The following is a 15,042-nucleotide window of genomic DNA, read 5'->3' on the forward strand; positions in this document are numbered from 1 at the left end:
ATGAATGCTCAAGACCGTACCGCCCTAAACCGCTTAATTCAGTATCTCAGACCGCATATTCGCTTGATTATGGGTTCCTTATTAGCCATGGCAGTGGTTGCTGGAGCCGAGACTTCGATCCCTGCCTTGATGAAGCCATTGCTCGATCGGGGCTTTACTGGGCAACTCAACTCTAAGCTCTGGCAGGTGCCAATTTTCTTGATTGGTCTAGCTATGGTGAGAAGTCTGGCACAGTTTCTCTCCAACTACTTGCTCACTTGTGTCATTAACTCAGTCTTACTCAAACTACGTGAGCAAATGTTTGAGACTCTATTGCATGCCCGAACAGTTTTTTTCCAGAAGAACTCTGCCTCGATTCTGATCAACGCTGTAGTCTTCGAAGTGAACAATGTACTCTCCGTTATGGGAGGTATGTTAATCAGTCTGGTGAGAGACTCTTTGACCGTGATTGGTTTAATGGGTTATTTGATTTACCTCAACTGGCGCTTGACATTGGTGGTTTTAATTATTTTCCCAATCATTGCTTTGATCATGAGCAAGATTAATCGACGTCTGCGCTCGCTTAACCGTGAGCAGCAAGGCCTAACCAGTGATTTGGCTTATATCGTTGAAGAGTCTGCAGCAGGTTACAAAATCGTTAAGGTACATGGTGCCCATGAGTATGAGATGCGCCGCTTTAAAGAGAAGGCGGAACGCTTGCGCCAATTTGCGCTGAAATCTGCTGTGGCAGGTGGCCTGAATCAACCGATCACGCAACTGATCGCCTCTATGGCGCTCTCGGTCGTATTGGTGATTGCCTTGATGCAATCCGCTACCGAAGGTACTACTGTGGGTGGATTTGCAGCCTTCATTACAGCCATGATGTTGGTGATATCCCCCTTGAAGCATTTGGCTGATATCAATCAGCCTTTACAGCGGGGCTTGACCGCTGCAGAAATGATTTTTGGCATGATGGATGAACCCATTGAAGAAGACGAGTCCCGCAAAGCCAACATGCAGTCATTGGATAAAGCCAAAGGTGCAATTCGGTTTGAGGATGTTGGTTTCTCTTATGAGCAAGAAGTCGGACGCCAAGATGCTTTGCGTCATATCAATTTATCGATTCAGCCAGGAGAGATTGTGGCTTTCGTAGGCCCATCTGGTGGTGGTAAGTCAACCTTAGTCAGCTTGCTGCCTCGATTCTTTAAGCCGACTAGCGGTGAAATTTTCTTAGACAATATCCCGCTGGAAAATATTGCTTTAGCTGATCTTCGTAAGCAGCTCGCCTTTGTGAGTCAGGACGTGATTTTATTTAATGACTCGGTTGCCGCAAACGTTGCTTATGGTGCTGTGGCAAGCGAAGGCATTGACCGTGGCCGTGTGATTGAAGCGCTTGAGGCGGCCAATCTAGGTGCCCTCATGAAAGAGTTGCCAGAAGGCATTGATACCATGATTGGCGATAATGGTAATCGACTCTCTGGTGGTCAGCGCCAACGTCTCGCCATTGCGAGAGCGATCTATAAAAATGCCCCAATTTTGATTTTGGATGAGGCAACTTCTGCCTTAGATTCTGAATCTGAGCGCCAAGTTCAAGATGCATTAGAGCGATTGATGGCTGGCAGAACCACGCTAGTGATTGCTCATCGTCTCTCAACGATTGAACACGCGGATCGTATTGTGGTGCTAGATCAAGGCCAAGTGGTCGAAAATGGTTCGCATGAAGATCTGATCAAGCAAGATGGTTTGTATGCCAATCTGCATCGTATTCAGTTCTCGAATGCCTGAAAGCCCGTTCTCAGTTAACTAAGAACAATATCGTATTGCTCTTGTCGGAAGCTCGCTTCGGCTTGCAGCTTGATGGGCTTAGCCACGAAGTCTCCCAGCCTAGCTAGAAACTGGCTCTCTTCCTCAAGAAAGAGGTCAATCACATCAGGGGCAGCCACAATACGGAACTCTTTGGGATTAAATTGCCGATGCTCGCGCACAATCTCTCTCAGAATCTCATAGCAAATCGTTTGGGGTGTCTTCACCTCACCTTTGCCAGAACAACTGGGGCAAGGCTCGCAAGTAATGTGAGCCAGAGATTCGCGGGTACGCTTGCGGGTCATTTCTACGAGACCTAGACTAGAAAAATCATTTACCGAAGTCCGAGCATGGTCACGCTCTAAATTCCGTTTGAGCTCATGTAAAACAGACTCTTGATGCTCCTTGTTCAGCATGTCAATGAAATCAATGATGATGATGCCGCCAAGGTTGCGGAGGCGTAGTTGACGTGCAATCGATTGCGCTGCTTCTAGATTGGTTTTAAAAACGGTGTCATCGAGATTGCGAGCCCCAACATAGCTACCCGTATTGACATCGATGGTGGTCATGGACTCTGTTTGGTCAATCATCAGATAGCCACCAGATTTGAGGTCTACTCTTCGACCAAGTGCTTTATTGATTTCAGCATCGACATCAAATAGATCAAAGAGGGCGCGCTCGCCACGATGCAGGGTTAGCTTGCCCAAGAGATTTGGCATGTAGCTGCTTGCAAACGTATTGAGCTTCTCAAAATTCTCTGCCGAATCTACCCGAATCTGGGTCGTCTCCTCGCCAGCCAGATCCCTGAGAACGCGCTCTGCGAGACTAAGATCTTGATAGAGCAAGGAGGGCGCTGATTTGATTTTAGCGGCCTCAAGAATATTCTCCCAGGTGGTCCGCAGATAATGCATATCGTGCTGTAGCTCGCTATCGCTAGCCTCTTGTGCACTCGTACGCACAATAATTCCACCCTTTTCGTCGGCGGGCATGAGGCCGGCAAGACGGTTTTTGATTGCCTCACGCTCCTCCGGCTCTTCAATGCGCTGAGAGATGCCAATGTATTTCTCGGTGCTGGGGTCATTGCTATTCGGGGGCAAATAAACCAAGTTACGACCTGCAATACTTAATTGGGTAGTGAGTCTTGCCCCTTTGGTACCCAGCGGGTCTTTAAGGACCTGCACCAACAGGGTTTGGCCTTCAAAAAGAAGTTTTTCGATCTGAGTTTGAGAATGATTTTGCAGAATATCGGCTACATGCATAAATGCAGTACGCTCTAAACCAATTTCAATGAAAGCCGATTGCATGCCAGGTAGAACGCGGGCTACTTTTGCGAGATAAATGTTGCCGACAATCCCGCGCTGACGAGTACGTTCGATTTGAAGTTCTTGCACTGCTCCCTGCTGAATGAGGGCAACCCGCGTTTCTTGCGGAGTAATGTTAATCAGGATTTCTTCATTCATGGCTAGTGCTTAATGAGTATGTCACTTGGGCAAGATTGAATAGCTTAGCGGTTTCAAAAAGAGGTAGGCCCATGATACCGCTATAGCTTCCAGTAATGGATTCAATGAAGGCGCTACCGAGTCCCTGAATCCCATAGGCACCGGCTTTACCAAAGGCTTCACCAGAGGCAATGTATTTGGTGATTTGATCTTCAGATAATGGGGTAAAGGTGACTTCAGAAATTTGGACTGTTGAGACGGGTTCGCTAGTGGGGCTGATTCTCAGGGCAATCGCAGTAAGGACTTGATGGGTTTGACCACTCAGCAGTTTGAGGATGCGTTCTGCATCCACTGCATCAAACGGCTTACCCAGAATTTCTCCACTAATATGGCCTGAGAGACTCACTGTCGTGTCAGCACATAAAATCGGGGCCCAAGGTAGGGCTCTTTCGATATGGCGCTCCAGGGCAGCAGCACTTTTGGCTAAAGTGACACGCTCAACATAGTCGCGGGCTTTTTCATGAGGGCGACTGGCTTCAATGCTTTCACTATCTTCACCTGGCGCGGGCGCGAGCATTTCAAACTTAACACCAATTTGCTTGAGTAGCTCTTGGCGACGAGGGCTTTGAGAGGCGAGGTAGATAAAAGGAAACATGGCAGACCGGGTTAAGAGTGCAAGGTAAATGGATTACTCTCGATGATACGGGTGTCCTTGCAAGATGGTCCAGGCGCGGTATAGCTGTTCAATCAAGATCAGTCTGGCCATGGCATGTGGGAGTGTGAGACTGGACAGTCGCCACATTGCATGAGCACTTTCTTTGAGACTAGGGTCCAGACCGTCAGCACCACCAATCAAAAAAGTCATGTCTAAACCATCTTGGCGCCAACTAGCCAGTTGCTTGGATAGCTGTTGCGTAGTTTGATCTTTGCCACGCTCATCTAATGCAATGATTTTTGAACCCTTTGGTATCGCCCCTAAGATCTTGACAGCTTCTTTAGCAGGACTGAGATCAGGTTTAATCTCTTTGACATCAATCGCACAATCAGCCGGCATCCGTTTGATGTAATCATGGCTTGCCGTGCTGACCCAGTCCGGCATTTTGTGGCCTACTGAAACAATCGTCAGTCGCATATCAATTGCAACTAGGGTGCGATTTAATCAGACTCTTCGTCATCATCGCTAGCCTTCACTAAGCCTTTGCTAGCAGCGAGTTTGACGCGCACAGGTTTTGCGCCCCACATACCTTCGAGTTGATAGTAAGAGCGCAGCATCGGCTGCAAAATATGAACCACAATATCGCCGCAATCGACCAAGACCCATTCACCAGTCTCCAAACCCTCAATGGAGATAACTTCTCCACCTTTGGCGTTCACCTCTTCTTTGACCGACATCGCGAGTGAGCGAGTCTGCCGATTACTTGAGCCAGTGGCGATGATGACGCGATCAAATAGCTCACTCAGCTTAGCAGTGTCATAGACGCGAATATCTTGCGCCTTCACATCTTCTAGAGCATCAATAATGACACGTTGTAATTTACGTAATTCCATAGTTTCTCTTTAGTAATGGGTCAATCTTAGCTTGATTACTTATACAAGCCTAGATTACTGATGATTTCAAGTGCATGTGATGGTATGGATGCTGTGGCTAGATCATACGTTGCGGGATTCTGTAGCTGCTCTCGTAAGGCGGTTGAGGAGACATCTACTGCCAGTGTGTCATCAATAAAAATCTCGCCACAAGGATGATTCTCGAGCTCGGCGGGAGATAGGCATTGGTGCTCCGCTAAAAGCTCTGCTAAGACAGGAGTAAGCTCTGTCTCAATCGAATGCTCAGGGCGACTGGCAACGGCAAAATTCATAAAGCTTAATAAGTCTTGCCAATGCTTCCAGGTTGGTAAATTAGTGAATGCATCGGCACCCATTAACCAAATCAAATTCGCTTCGGCGCCAAAGCGTTGACGCAGTTCTTTGGCAGTATCAATGGCATAGCTTGGGCCCGGACGATCTACTTCAATTTGATCGATGCCAACTCGGGTTGGGATTTGCAGATATAAAAAAGCGCGGGCCAAATCAATCGCTGCTGCTTCAGTTAAACGTAAACGGACGCTCGCTGAGGTAATGACGTTTTCTTTTTGCCAAGGATGACCGCTGGGGATTAGCAATAGCGCATCGAGCTGAAATAATTTCGCAAAGTGGGTGGCGAGCTTTAAATGCCCAAGATGAGGGGGGTCAAAAGTGCCCCCTAGTACCCCAATCTTTTTCAAAGTACCCATTTAGAGTAACCAGTCTCGGGCTTTGAGATAGCGCTCATAGAGGACAGCCTCAGGAGAGCCTGCTTCAGGTTGCCAGTTGTAGTGCCATTGCACGACTGGTGGCATAGACATCAAAATAGATTCTGTGCGACCACCCGAGTGAAGTCCAAAGATGGTGCCGCGATCGTAAATCAGGTTGTACTCGACATAGCGTCCACGACGATATTCTTGGAAAGCTTTTTCAGCTGGCGTGAAGGATGTTTCATAACGACGCTTCAGAATAGGGAGATAGGCTTCAATGAAAGCATCACCCACTGCACGCGTCATGGCAAAGCTCTGCTCAAACGGCAATTCATTAAAGTCATCAAAGAAGACGCCACCAATCCCTCGAGGCTCTTCGCGGTGCTTGAGGTAAAAATACTCATCACACCATTTCTTAAAACGGGGATAGAGGGCTTGCCCAAATGGATCCAACGCGTCTTTGGCGGTCTGGTGAAAGTGTCTGCAGTCCTCATCCACGCCGTAGTAGGGTGTTAGGTCAAAGCCGCCACCAAACCACCAAATTGGCTCCTTGCCTTCAGCACGCGCAATGAAGCAGCGCACATTCATATGGGTAGTTGGTGCATGAGGATTGTGAGGATGAAATACCAAAGAAAGCCCCATGGCTTCAAATTCTCGTCCGGCCAATTCAGGGCGGTGATGGGTTGCTGAGGGCGGCATTTGCTTGCCATGCACATGAGAAAAGCCAACTCCACCTTTTTCTAGGATATGGCCTCCTGCGAGGATGCATGTTCGCCCGTAACCCTGAAGCTTGCTATCGGCAGGTTTTTGCCATTCATCGGTAATGAAGGCTTTGCCATCAAGCTCACCAAAGGTCTTGGTAATGCGATCTTGCAGCCCTAAAAAATACCTTTTGAGGGCCTCAGTATCCATTTGGGTTTGAGTAATGCTCAAGCGTTCGCTTTCTGTTTATTTGATTGCACGATAGCCAATATCTTTGCGATATTGCATGCCATCAAAATGAATCTGATCGATTGCTGCATAGGCTTTTTGCTGAGCGCCACGCACCGTATCGGCGAGTCCAACAACACAAAGAACGCGGCCGCCTGAGGTGACTAATTTGCCATCCTGTAATTTAGTGCCCGCATGAAAAGTCACCTGATCATCACTATCCTCTGGGATACCTTTGATGACATCCCCATTGCGGGGAGTATCGGGGTAGTTATGGGCGGCGAGGACAACACCTAATGCAGTACGACGATCCCACTCGAGCTCTACTTCATTGAGTTTGCCATCTACCGCTTGATTTAAGGTGTGCACCAGATCACTGCGTAAACGCGCCATAATGGGTTGGGTTTCAGGGTCACCCATGCGGCAATTGAATTCTAGAGTCTTGATCTTGCCATCGGGCGTAATCATGAGGCCTGCGTATAGAAATCCAGTGTAGGGAATTCCGTCGGCTTGCATTCCTTTGACGGTAGGCATGATGACTTCACGCAAAGCCCGCGCATGGATTTCTGGGGTAACAACTGGGGCGGGAGAGTAAGCACCCATACCGCCAGTGTTCGGTCCTTGATCCCCATCCAATAAGCGCTTGTGATCTTGGCTAGTAGCCAATGCCAACACATTCTTACCGTCAACCAACACAATGAAGCTGGCTTCTTCGCCAGTCAGAAATTCCTCAATCACAACGCGGGCACCAGCATTACCGAGTTTGTTATCGGCGAGCATCATGTCTACTGCAGCATGTGCTTCAGCAAGGTCCATGGCAACGACCACACCCTTACCAGCGGCCAGACCATCAGCCTTGATGACAATGGGTGCCCCCTTGGCATCAATATAGGCATGCGCTTCTAGTGCGCTACTGAAGGTTTGATAATCTGCAGTCGGAATGCCGTGGCGTTTCATAAACGCCTTCGAGAAATCTTTAGAGGACTCTAGTTGAGCGGCCAGTTGAGTTGGCCCAAAGATGCGTAAACCATTCTGTCTAAAGACATCAACCACTCCAGCTGCTAAAGGGGCTTCTGGACCAACAACCGTTAAACCAATCTGTTCGCGCTTAGCAAAATCCGCCAGTTCCTGCAAACCTGAGATCGGTAGGTTCTCAATTCCGGCAGTAGTTTGTTTGGCTGTTGCAGTGCCACCATTACCTGGAGCCACAAAGACGGTTTGCACTTGTGGGGATTGGGCGAGTTTCCAAGCTAGCGCATGTTCGCGTCCACCAGATCCAATAAGCAAAATTTTCATATGTGAGAAAGATTAAAAGGCAGCGTTAGTAAAGACTTCTTGAACATCATCGAGGTTCTCTAAAACATCAAGCAGTTTTTGCATGCTCTCCGCTTGCTCTCCCTCGAGGGCAATTTCAGTTTCAGGACGCATCGCAATTGTGGCTAACTCCGCCTTCAGGCCTGCCTTTGCAATCGCATCCTGTACTTTGGAAAAATCCGGCACAGGAGTAAGTACTTCGATGGAGCCATCCTCATGGGTAATGACATCTTCGGCGCCAGCATCGAGCGCAAGTTCCATCAGCTGATCTTCATTCACTCCGGGAGCGAAGAGCATTTGACCGCAATGTTTGAATAAGAAAGCCACTGAACCTTCTGTGCCCATATTGCCACCATGCTTGGTAAAAGCGTGACGCACTTCAGCGACGGTACGAGTGCGGTTATCGGTCATGCAATCCACAATCACTGCAGCGCCATTGATGCCGTAGCCTTCGTAACGAATCTCTTCATAGTTGACGCCCTCTAAAGAGCCGGTGCCTCTCTGTATAGCCCTTTGCACATTGTCATTAGGCATATTGGAGTCTTTGGCTTTATCAATCGCCAAGCGTAAGCGGGGATTGGTGGCAATATCACCGCCACCCAGTTTGGCTGCAACAGTGATTTCTTTAATGAGTTTGGTCCAAATCTTGCCGCGTTTTTCGTCTTGTCGACCTTTGCGGTGCTGAATATTGGCCCATTTTGAGTGGCCGGCCATCGAGGTGAGTCCTTTAAGAATTTGGCTATAAGCCCTAATTTTAGGCAAATTCAGGAATGGCAAGCCAAAAGCCAATGAAATCGGGCTAAGAAGGGGTCAAGTATGACTTTTTTGTTACACTCTCACCTCTTAGTTCATTTGCTGCAGAGTTAGTTCACTGCACACACCTGCCTCGGTGATGGAATTGGTAGACGTGCCGGACTCAAAATCCGGTGCCGCAAGGCGTGGCGGTTCGAGTCCGCCCCGAGGCACCACATTCAGTATTAAATCTCGTAGTTCTCAGACTCACTCGACATCGCCTGCTCCACAATCTTGCGGGTGAGGGTTGGCGAGAAGAGTTCAATGAAGGTGTAGACGAAAGATCGCAGGTAAGCGCCTTGCTTAACGCCAAGGTGGGTGACGTTGTTACCAAAAAGATGTCCAACAGGAAGTACCTTGAGATTACGATCTCTATCGGGATCGTAAGCAAGCCCAGCAACAATGCCTACTCCCATGCCAGCCTCAACATAAGTTTTAATCACGTCGGCATCAATGGCTTCGAGCAAGATATCGGGGGTTAAGCTTCTTTGTGCAAAAGCAGCATCAATCTTGCTTCGGCCCGCAAAGGCTTTGTCATAAGTAATGATGGGGTACTTAGCGAGTTCTTCGAGAGTGATGCTGGCTTGATTCAACAGGGGGTGACTGAGTGGCACCATGACTACGTGTTGCCATTGGTAACCGGGTAGGGCGAGAACGCCTGGTGTGTTGGCAATGCCTTCGGTAGCAATGGCAATATCTGCGCGGTCCTGGGTTAATAGTTCAGCGATCTGCCCAGGGTTACCCTGCTGAATGCTCACACGCACTTTCGGGAAACGTTTTGTAAATTCGCTTAAGACTTTGGGTAGGGCATATCGCGCTTGCGTATGGGTAGTCGCAATGACGAGATTGCCTTGATCTTGAGTGGCGAATTCTTTGCCGACCCGTTTCAGGGTTTCTACTTCATCGAGAATGCGTTCGATCGATTGCAGGATTCTTTTGCCTGGCTCGGTGAGTGAGCGAATTCTTTTGCCATGGCGACGAAAGATTTCAACACCAAGTTCATCTTCTAGCTCAATGATGGCTTTTGACACCCCAGGCTGCGAGGTAAATAAAGCCTTCGCCGCTGAAGTGAGGTTGAAATTTTGTCTAACCGCTTCTCGTGCAAAACGAAATTGGTGCAGATTCATAGGGATTCCAATCTTATATATCTACCGAGATATAGGAATCAAATTCTAAATTATTTTTGGGTATTAAGCCCGAGAAACGTAGCGCAGGGCAACAAAGGCTAGCAGGAGATATAACAAAGGGGGAATCAGGGCGGTCAAGAGTGCTGGCCAAGAACCTAATAGCCCGACATTTGAAAAGAGTGAGTTAAATAACTGAAAACTCATACCCAGCATAATGCCGCCGAACACTTTTACGCCAACGCTTCCTGCGCGCGCTCTTAAGTAGGCAAATGGAAGAGCGAGGGCGAGCATCACAAAAATGGTGAAAGGGTAAATCACTTTTTTCCAGAATGCGATTGAATGACGTTGGGCATCTTGTTTGTTTTCTCGCAAATGCGAAATAAATTGCGAGAGACTAAAGATCGACATTTTTTCTGGGCTAATCAGGAGAACGCCCAAAATTTGGGGGGTGACTTCTGACTCCAAAGTGAGCTGAGGAAGACTCAGAATTTGAGTTGAATAAACAGGATTGAGTGGATCTGTTTGCTTGCTTTCTTTAAAGCGTGTTTCAGTGACATTCTCTAAGGCCCACATGCCCCGATCCTCGAAGTGTCCAGACTCAGCGCTACGAATCGATAGCAGCCGATAGTTGGGATCAAACTCATACATCCGAATGTTATGGGCTTGATTGTCTTTATCAACGTTACCGACATTGACATAGCGCACCCCAGGACGAATTGGCCCATTACCATCCTCATCGTGGAGGCGGTCTTTAATCCAAACACCGGTTTTGAGTTCAGAGCCATAGGATGCTCCCAGCGCCTTCATGCGCACTTGCTCCGATATCGCCTCCGTATAAGGGCCCAGCCACTCACTCATGATCAGAGTCAGAACAATTAAGGGTAGTGAAATTTTTGCCAAGGTAATTAAGCCGCGCCGGATATCTAAACCCGCAATACGCAAAATAGTGAACTCGGATTGGCTGGCCAACATGGCGAAGACATAAATACTGCCGATCAGAGCGGCAATCGGAATGATCTCCGAAATTCGTCCTGGCGCTTTAAGCAAGATCCGTAATAGCGCGATTGGCAAAGTGTATTGCGCATTAACAGAGCCCAGCTCGCTCAAGATATCGAAGAATAAGAAGAGGGCAACGAGGGCAAACAAAATAAAGCCAAAAGCAGCATAAATTTGCTTGGCCAAATAGCGCTCGAAGATGTATGGAAAAAGCAGTTTCATGACTTAACCATGCTGGCTGGTAATTGACGTTGCCACCATTTGAGGGAAGGGTTGATACGATTGCGAATCAATGCAGTGGCGATGATCAGGGCCAAAAGATGAATCGGCCACACTCCAATGAACACATTGATCTTGCCTGAGGAAACAAAGTTTTGCGTCAGGTTCAATAGGTTGCTGTAGATCAGATAGATGAGCACTGCGTAGAACATCGCTGTGTAACTACCAAGCCGCGGATTGACATAGGCCAGTGGAATTGCAATCAGTACAAGGCCTAAAGCCATCAGTGGTAAGCCAATGCGCCATAAGAGTTCAGCTCGATTGGCATTCTTGCTGTTGGGATCTTGATCGGTAATGAGCTCAAGAACACTTTTTTCTCGATCGCGGGGCGCGGGTGCAAGTGCTTCTTTGCTGCGAATCTTCGTGCTGTATTCATCAAACTCCAGAATCCGAAAATCAGGCTGAGTCGGAGTTCCTTCGTAGCGCCTACCGTTATTCAGGATGATGGATTTTTCACCACCCCCAGAGTTCTGAATATAGCCAGTTGCCGCAACAGCCACACTCAAGCGACCATTTTTGTTATCAGCAACAAAGACGTTCTTGACTTCACTCTTCTTGAGATCTAATTCTTCTATAAAGAAGACTCGTTGGGCTCTGGCGGATTCTTTAAACTGCCCAGCGGCGATCATCGAAACATCATCTCGTTGCTGAAAACGCTGGCTAATCAGGGTGGTCTCACGATTGGCCCAAGGCCAAACAAAGAGTGCCAATAGGGCAATGATGATGAGTAGGGGGGTGGCAAATTTCAGAATGGGCTTAATCAGATTGGTGATGCTAAGGCCGCTCGCGAACCACACAATCATCTCTGAATCTTTATACCAACGTACCAAGACAATCAGCACTGCCACAAACAAAGACACGGTCAGTAAGACGGCTAGGTAGCTCAGGGTCGCAAGCGTAATGAGAACCAAGACGTCTTCTGGATTGACATTGCCATTGGCCGCCATCCCCAGAACCCGAATCACGAGAGTGGTGATCATGATCGTCACGAGCACCAAGAAGACCGCACCAGTTGTAAAACTGAGCTCGCGGCGAAGGGCTTGTTTGAATATCATGCAGATTGTTCAGGTAAATATGGCATTCCCGCTAGGATAAAGCCTTCGCCTTGGTCTCGGAGGATAATAGGCAAATCACCTAATTCATCTCAACGATCTAACCAAAAAACACCGTAAGACATCATGACCATTCAATTTAGTAGCAAAATTTTTGCCCAAGCCGATTTATCCAGCCCCAAACTGCTCAAAGCAGGCTTAACTACCTTATTGGCTCAAAGCACCGATTGCTTGGTTTTGGGGTATTCCCAAGCGCAATGGGGCGCCTTAGCCAAAAGCGGATTGCTCAAGGAGTTGGACGGTCTACTCGGAGGCGCGATCAAGCTTGCTAAGGAGGCTGGAGATCTGGAAGATAAGCAAAGCGCTTTATGCCTCTTGCGAGCAGATAAGTCTTGGCCTGTGAGCATCAAGGCTAAGCGGGTCTTATTGGTTAGTTTGGGTGAGCTTGCTACAAAAGAAGCCAATACTTTGCTGGCCTATTCCAAGATTGCTCGAGCAGCTTTGAAGGCGCTGAGTAACGGCCCGATTACCAATGCCATTTGGTTTATGCCCAGCTTGGTTGTTGAAGATCATCAATTTAGTGAGCAGGTACGCGTGACCATGCAATTAGCAGGCGATCAAGCCTATCGTTTTGGGGTTCGTCAGCCCGCGATGAAATTTAAGGCTAAAGACAAAGCGGATCCATTTGCCCATTTGAAAATAGCGAGTAATAACGCTTTTGCAAAAGAATTGAAGTTGGCAGTGGCAGAAGGGAGTGCCATGGTCGAAGGAATGAACCTGGCAAAAGATTTAGGAAATCTGCCTCCGAATATTTGTACACCAACCTATTTGGCAAAAACTGCGCAAGGTCTAGTCAAGAAGACCTCTCTGAAAGTAGAAGTATTAGGTCAGAAACAATTAGAGGCTTTAGGAATGGGTTCTTTTCTGTCGGTTGCAAAAGGTTCTGATACGCCACCGCAGTTCATCATCATGCGCCATCAAGGTGGTAAGCCAAATGAGGCGCCAATTGTGTTGGTCGGCAAAGGGATTACCTTTGATACCGGCGGTATTTCACTCAAGCCTGGTGAGGCGATGGATGAGATGAAGTACGACATGTGTGGCGCAGCATCGGTCATCGGTACGCTCTACGCAAGCGCCTTAATGAAGCTGGGTAAGAATGTCATTGGTGTGATTCCGACTTGCGAGAATATGCCATCCGGTCGCGCCTCTAGACCCGGCGATATCGTGAAGAGTATGTCTGGACAAACGATCGAGATTTTGAATACTGATGCAGAGGGTCGCCTCATTCTGTGCGATGCTTTAACTTACGTCGAGCGCTTTAAACCCAAGGCCGTGATTGATGTTGCTACATTAACCGGAGCATGTGTGATTGCCTTAGGTCATGTGCATAGTGGACTTTTCTCAGATGATCAAGGTTTGGTGGATGGTTTAACAAAAGCAGGCTACGCCTCCTTAGATACTGTTTGGCGTTTACCTTTAGACGCAGCGTATCAAGAGCAACTGAAATCCAATTTTGCCGATGTTGCCAATATTGGCGGTAGACCCGCTGGGAGCGTCACAGCAGCCTGCTTCTTGGCGCGCTTTACCGAGAAATACAAATGGGCGCATTTGGATATTGCAGGCACTGCATGGAAGAGTGGTGCAGCAAAAGGCTCTACGGGTCGACCAGTTCCACTCTTAGTGAACTACCTCTTAGAGCAATAAGCCGAGTAAGAGCATAGCTGATATGGCGCGCATTGATTTTCATTTCAACGTGAATGACAAGTTTGACTATGCTTGTCGCTTAACACGCAAAATTTGGAGTGCTAGTGCAGTGGGCGAGCCAGTGCGCAATATTGTGATGGTTGCGAATGCGGCTGATTTGAAAAAACTCGATGCTGTACTGTGGAGTTTTAGTCCAAGTGATTTCTTGCCACATTGCTTCATCGATGATGAATCGGCTGCCGAGACCCCGATCGTGATGACAGAAGATTTTGCTTCCCCGTCTTTAGCACACATTCCACATGCAGATGTCTTGATTCATTTAGGTATGAGCATGCCCAAGGATGTTGCAGCAATGGTTGAGCGCTTTCCTCGTGTTGTGGAATTAGTGACTGTCAATGAGGCAGAGCGGCTAGCTGGGCGAGAGCGTTACAAAGCCTACCGTGATCTAGGGCATGAGTTGCACAACTTTGATCAATCTAAACCCGAGAGCAAGTCTTAATTTCTTTTATGTTGATCCACCCCCAGTTTGACCCAGCCGCCATCCGCATTGGCTCTTTTGCAATTCATTGGTATGGCTTGATGTATCTCATGGCCTTTGTCCAATTTTTACTCTTGGGGCGTTTGCGGATTCGCTCCCCCCAATATCAAGCCTTGGGATGGTCTTACAAAGACTTAGAGGATTTACTGTTCGCTGGGGTGCTTGGTGTCGTTTTAGGTGGTCGTTTGGGCTACACCTTGTTCTATCAGCCCAGCTTTTATCTCGCACATCCTTTCAATATTCTCAAACTATGGGAAGGCGGCATGTCTTTCCACGGCGGTCTCTTGGGGGTGATTCTGGCAATGCTCTGGTTTGCCCATCGCCATAAAACCACCTTCTTTGTGGTGAGTGACTTAGTTGCGCCACTCGTTCCCTTTGGCCTGGCCTTTGGTCGACTCGGCAACTTTATTAATGGCGAACTCTGGGGTAGGCCGACAGATCTGCCGTGGGCCATGATCTTTCCTCAGGTAGATATGCTGCCGCGCCATCCTTCGCAAATTTATCAGTTGTTTGGTGAGGGACTTTTGCTAGGAATCATTCTGTGGATTTTTTCTAGTAAGCCTCGTCCACTGGGTCAAGTTTCAGGCCTGTTTTTGCTTGGATATGGAGTCTGTCGCTTCTTGGCAGAGTTCGCGCGGGAACCCGATGCCTTTTTGGGCTTGCTGGGAATGGGTTTATCGATGGGGCAGTGGCTCTCACTACCCATGATTTTTTTGGGTTTTTACCTTATAGTGAGACCAAATACCCAAAAAGTTGGCTAAAAGCTGCTAAAACCTCAAAGTTTTGCCTAGACTGCCGCAAATTTTTGGATTGAAT

Annotated in this window: 14 protein-coding genes, 1 tRNA gene and 1 pseudogene; 5 read left to right on the plus strand and 11 right to left on the minus strand. The window is 48.0% G+C overall.

Going from position 1 to position 15,042, the window contains the following annotated elements:
- Positions 1-1,764: a lipid A export permease/ATP-binding protein MsbA gene (gene msbA / locus ICU98_RS02315; RefSeq protein WP_215352557.1), complete on the plus strand. Its 1,764-nt coding sequence runs from the start codon at positions 1-3 to the stop codon at positions 1,762-1,764.
- A 14-nt stretch (positions 1,765-1,778) separates the two neighbouring features.
- Here the strand turns inward: msbA and rng are convergent, their stop codons facing one another.
- The 8 genes and pseudogenes from rng to ICU98_RS02355 all read right to left on the minus strand — a co-directional run bounded on the left by rng (position 1,779) and on the right by ICU98_RS02355 (position 8,452).
- Positions 1,779-3,242, minus strand: coding sequence for a ribonuclease G (gene rng / locus ICU98_RS02320; RefSeq protein ID WP_215352558.1), 1,464 nt, complete (start codon positions 3,240-3,242; stop codon positions 1,779-1,781).
- Positions 3,235-3,876, minus strand: coding sequence for a nucleoside triphosphate pyrophosphatase (locus ICU98_RS02325; RefSeq protein ID WP_215352560.1), 642 nt, complete (start codon positions 3,874-3,876; stop codon positions 3,235-3,237). Before ICU98_RS02325 ends, rng begins: the two co-directional genes overlap by 8 nt.
- A gap of 33 nt (positions 3,877-3,909) precedes the next feature.
- Complete coding sequence (gene rlmH, locus ICU98_RS02330; protein WP_215335261.1) at positions 3,910-4,353, minus strand: 23S rRNA (pseudouridine(1915)-N(3))-methyltransferase RlmH; 444 nt, start codon at positions 4,351-4,353, stop codon at positions 3,910-3,912.
- 26 nt (positions 4,354-4,379) lie between these two features.
- Positions 4,380-4,769: pseudogene (gene rsfS / locus ICU98_RS02335) on the minus strand (ribosome silencing factor); the annotation flags it as partial.
- Positions 4,770-4,804: 35 nt separating this feature from the next.
- The gene (nadD, locus tag ICU98_RS02340; protein ID WP_215352562.1) at positions 4,805-5,494 is read right to left on the minus strand and encodes a nicotinate (nicotinamide) nucleotide adenylyltransferase; all 690 of its coding nucleotides are present in this window, start codon (positions 5,492-5,494) and stop codon (positions 4,805-4,807) included.
- Positions 5,495-6,406 carry an oxygen-dependent coproporphyrinogen oxidase gene (gene hemF / locus ICU98_RS02345; protein ID WP_215353051.1) on the minus strand — a complete coding sequence of 304 codons (912 nt, stop codon included), beginning with the start codon at positions 6,404-6,406 and terminating at the stop codon, positions 5,495-5,497.
- Between the two features lie 36 nt (positions 6,407-6,442).
- Positions 6,443-7,720 (minus strand): phosphoribosylamine--glycine ligase, encoded by a 1,278-nt coding sequence (purD, locus tag ICU98_RS02350; RefSeq protein WP_215352564.1) that lies wholly within the window; start codon positions 7,718-7,720, stop codon positions 6,443-6,445.
- A 12-nt stretch (positions 7,721-7,732) separates the two neighbouring features.
- The gene (locus tag ICU98_RS02355) at positions 7,733-8,452 is read right to left on the minus strand and encodes a YebC/PmpR family DNA-binding transcriptional regulator (RefSeq protein ID WP_215335269.1); all 720 of its coding nucleotides are present in this window, start codon (positions 8,450-8,452) and stop codon (positions 7,733-7,735) included.
- 169 nt (positions 8,453-8,621) lie between these two features.
- Between ICU98_RS02355 and ICU98_RS02360 the strand changes: the two genes are divergently transcribed.
- Positions 8,622-8,706, plus strand: a tRNA-Leu gene (locus ICU98_RS02360).
- Between the two features lie 9 nt (positions 8,707-8,715).
- Here ICU98_RS02360 and ICU98_RS02365 read toward each other — a convergent pair.
- The 3 genes from ICU98_RS02365 to lptF form a co-directional block, all read right to left on the minus strand.
- Positions 8,716-9,657 carry a CysB family HTH-type transcriptional regulator gene (locus ICU98_RS02365; RefSeq protein WP_215352567.1) on the minus strand — a complete coding sequence of 314 codons (942 nt, stop codon included), beginning with the start codon at positions 9,655-9,657 and terminating at the stop codon, positions 8,716-8,718.
- 63 nt (positions 9,658-9,720) lie between these two features.
- On the minus strand, positions 9,721-10,875 hold the full coding sequence (lptG, locus tag ICU98_RS02370) for an LPS export ABC transporter permease LptG (RefSeq protein ID WP_215352569.1): 1,155 nt from the start codon (positions 10,873-10,875) through the stop codon (positions 9,721-9,723).
- On the minus strand, positions 10,872-11,987 hold the full coding sequence (gene lptF / locus ICU98_RS02375; RefSeq protein ID WP_215352570.1) for an LPS export ABC transporter permease LptF: 1,116 nt from the start codon (positions 11,985-11,987) through the stop codon (positions 10,872-10,874). The genes lptG and lptF overlap by 4 nt, the downstream gene beginning before the upstream one ends.
- A gap of 129 nt (positions 11,988-12,116) precedes the next feature.
- Here lptF and ICU98_RS02380 point away from each other — a divergent pair, with 129 nt between their 5' ends.
- From ICU98_RS02380 to lgt, 3 genes are read left to right on the plus strand one after another with little or no spacing between them, the layout of a single operon-like run.
- Entirely contained in the window at positions 12,117-13,688 is a 1,572-nt protein-coding gene (locus ICU98_RS02380) for a leucyl aminopeptidase (protein WP_371818443.1), read from the plus strand.
- A 22-nt stretch (positions 13,689-13,710) separates the two neighbouring features.
- Positions 13,711-14,187, plus strand: coding sequence for a DNA polymerase III subunit chi (locus ICU98_RS02385; protein ID WP_215352572.1), 477 nt, complete (start codon positions 13,711-13,713; stop codon positions 14,185-14,187).
- 8 nt (positions 14,188-14,195) lie between these two features.
- Positions 14,196-14,987, plus strand: a complete 792-nt coding sequence (lgt, locus tag ICU98_RS02390) for a prolipoprotein diacylglyceryl transferase (RefSeq protein ID WP_215352573.1) — start codon at positions 14,196-14,198, stop codon at positions 14,985-14,987.
- The last annotated feature ends 55 nt before the right edge of the window (positions 14,988-15,042 follow it).

Origin of the sequence: Polynucleobacter sp. MWH-P3-07-1, from assembly GCF_018687555.1 — a bacterium.
Classification (GTDB): Bacteria; Pseudomonadota; Gammaproteobacteria; order Burkholderiales; family Burkholderiaceae; genus Polynucleobacter.

Bases quoted from the DNA above. Each gene is read 5' to 3' on its own strand.
- msbA (WP_215352557.1), top strand. From the start codon at position 1: ATGAATGCTCAAGACCGTACCGCCCTAAACCGCTTAATTCAGTATCTC.
- ICU98_RS02385 (WP_215352572.1), top strand. From the start codon at position 13,711: ATGGCGCGCATTGATTTTCATTTCAACGTGAATGACAAGTTTGACTAT.
- lgt (WP_215352573.1), top strand. From the start codon at position 14,196: ATGTTGATCCACCCCCAGTTTGACCCAGCCGCCATCCGCATTGGCTCT.
- purD (WP_215352564.1), bottom strand. From the start codon at position 7,720: ATGAAAATTTTGCTTATTGGATCTGGTGGACGCGAACATGCGCTAGCT.
- ICU98_RS02355 (WP_215335269.1), bottom strand. From the start codon at position 8,452: ATGGCCGGCCACTCAAAATGGGCCAATATTCAGCACCGCAAAGGTCGA.
- lptF (WP_215352570.1), bottom strand. From the start codon at position 11,987: ATGATATTCAAACAAGCCCTTCGCCGCGAGCTCAGTTTTACAACTGGT.
- rlmH (WP_215335261.1), bottom strand. From the start codon at position 4,353: ATGCGACTGACGATTGTTTCAGTAGGCCACAAAATGCCGGACTGGGTC.
- nadD (WP_215352562.1), bottom strand. From the start codon at position 5,494: ATGGGTACTTTGAAAAAGATTGGGGTACTAGGGGGCACTTTTGACCCC.
- ICU98_RS02365 (WP_215352567.1), bottom strand. From the start codon at position 9,657: ATGAATCTGCACCAATTTCGTTTTGCACGAGAAGCGGTTAGACAAAAT.
- rng (WP_215352558.1), bottom strand. From the start codon at position 3,242: ATGAATGAAGAAATCCTGATTAACATTACTCCGCAAGAAACGCGGGTT.
- lptG (WP_215352569.1), bottom strand. From the start codon at position 10,875: ATGAAACTGCTTTTTCCATACATCTTCGAGCGCTATTTGGCCAAGCAA.
- ICU98_RS02325 (WP_215352560.1), bottom strand. From the start codon at position 3,876: ATGTTTCCTTTTATCTACCTCGCCTCTCAAAGCCCTCGTCGCCAAGAG.
- hemF (WP_215353051.1), bottom strand. From the start codon at position 6,406: ATGGATACTGAGGCCCTCAAAAGGTATTTTTTAGGGCTGCAAGATCGC.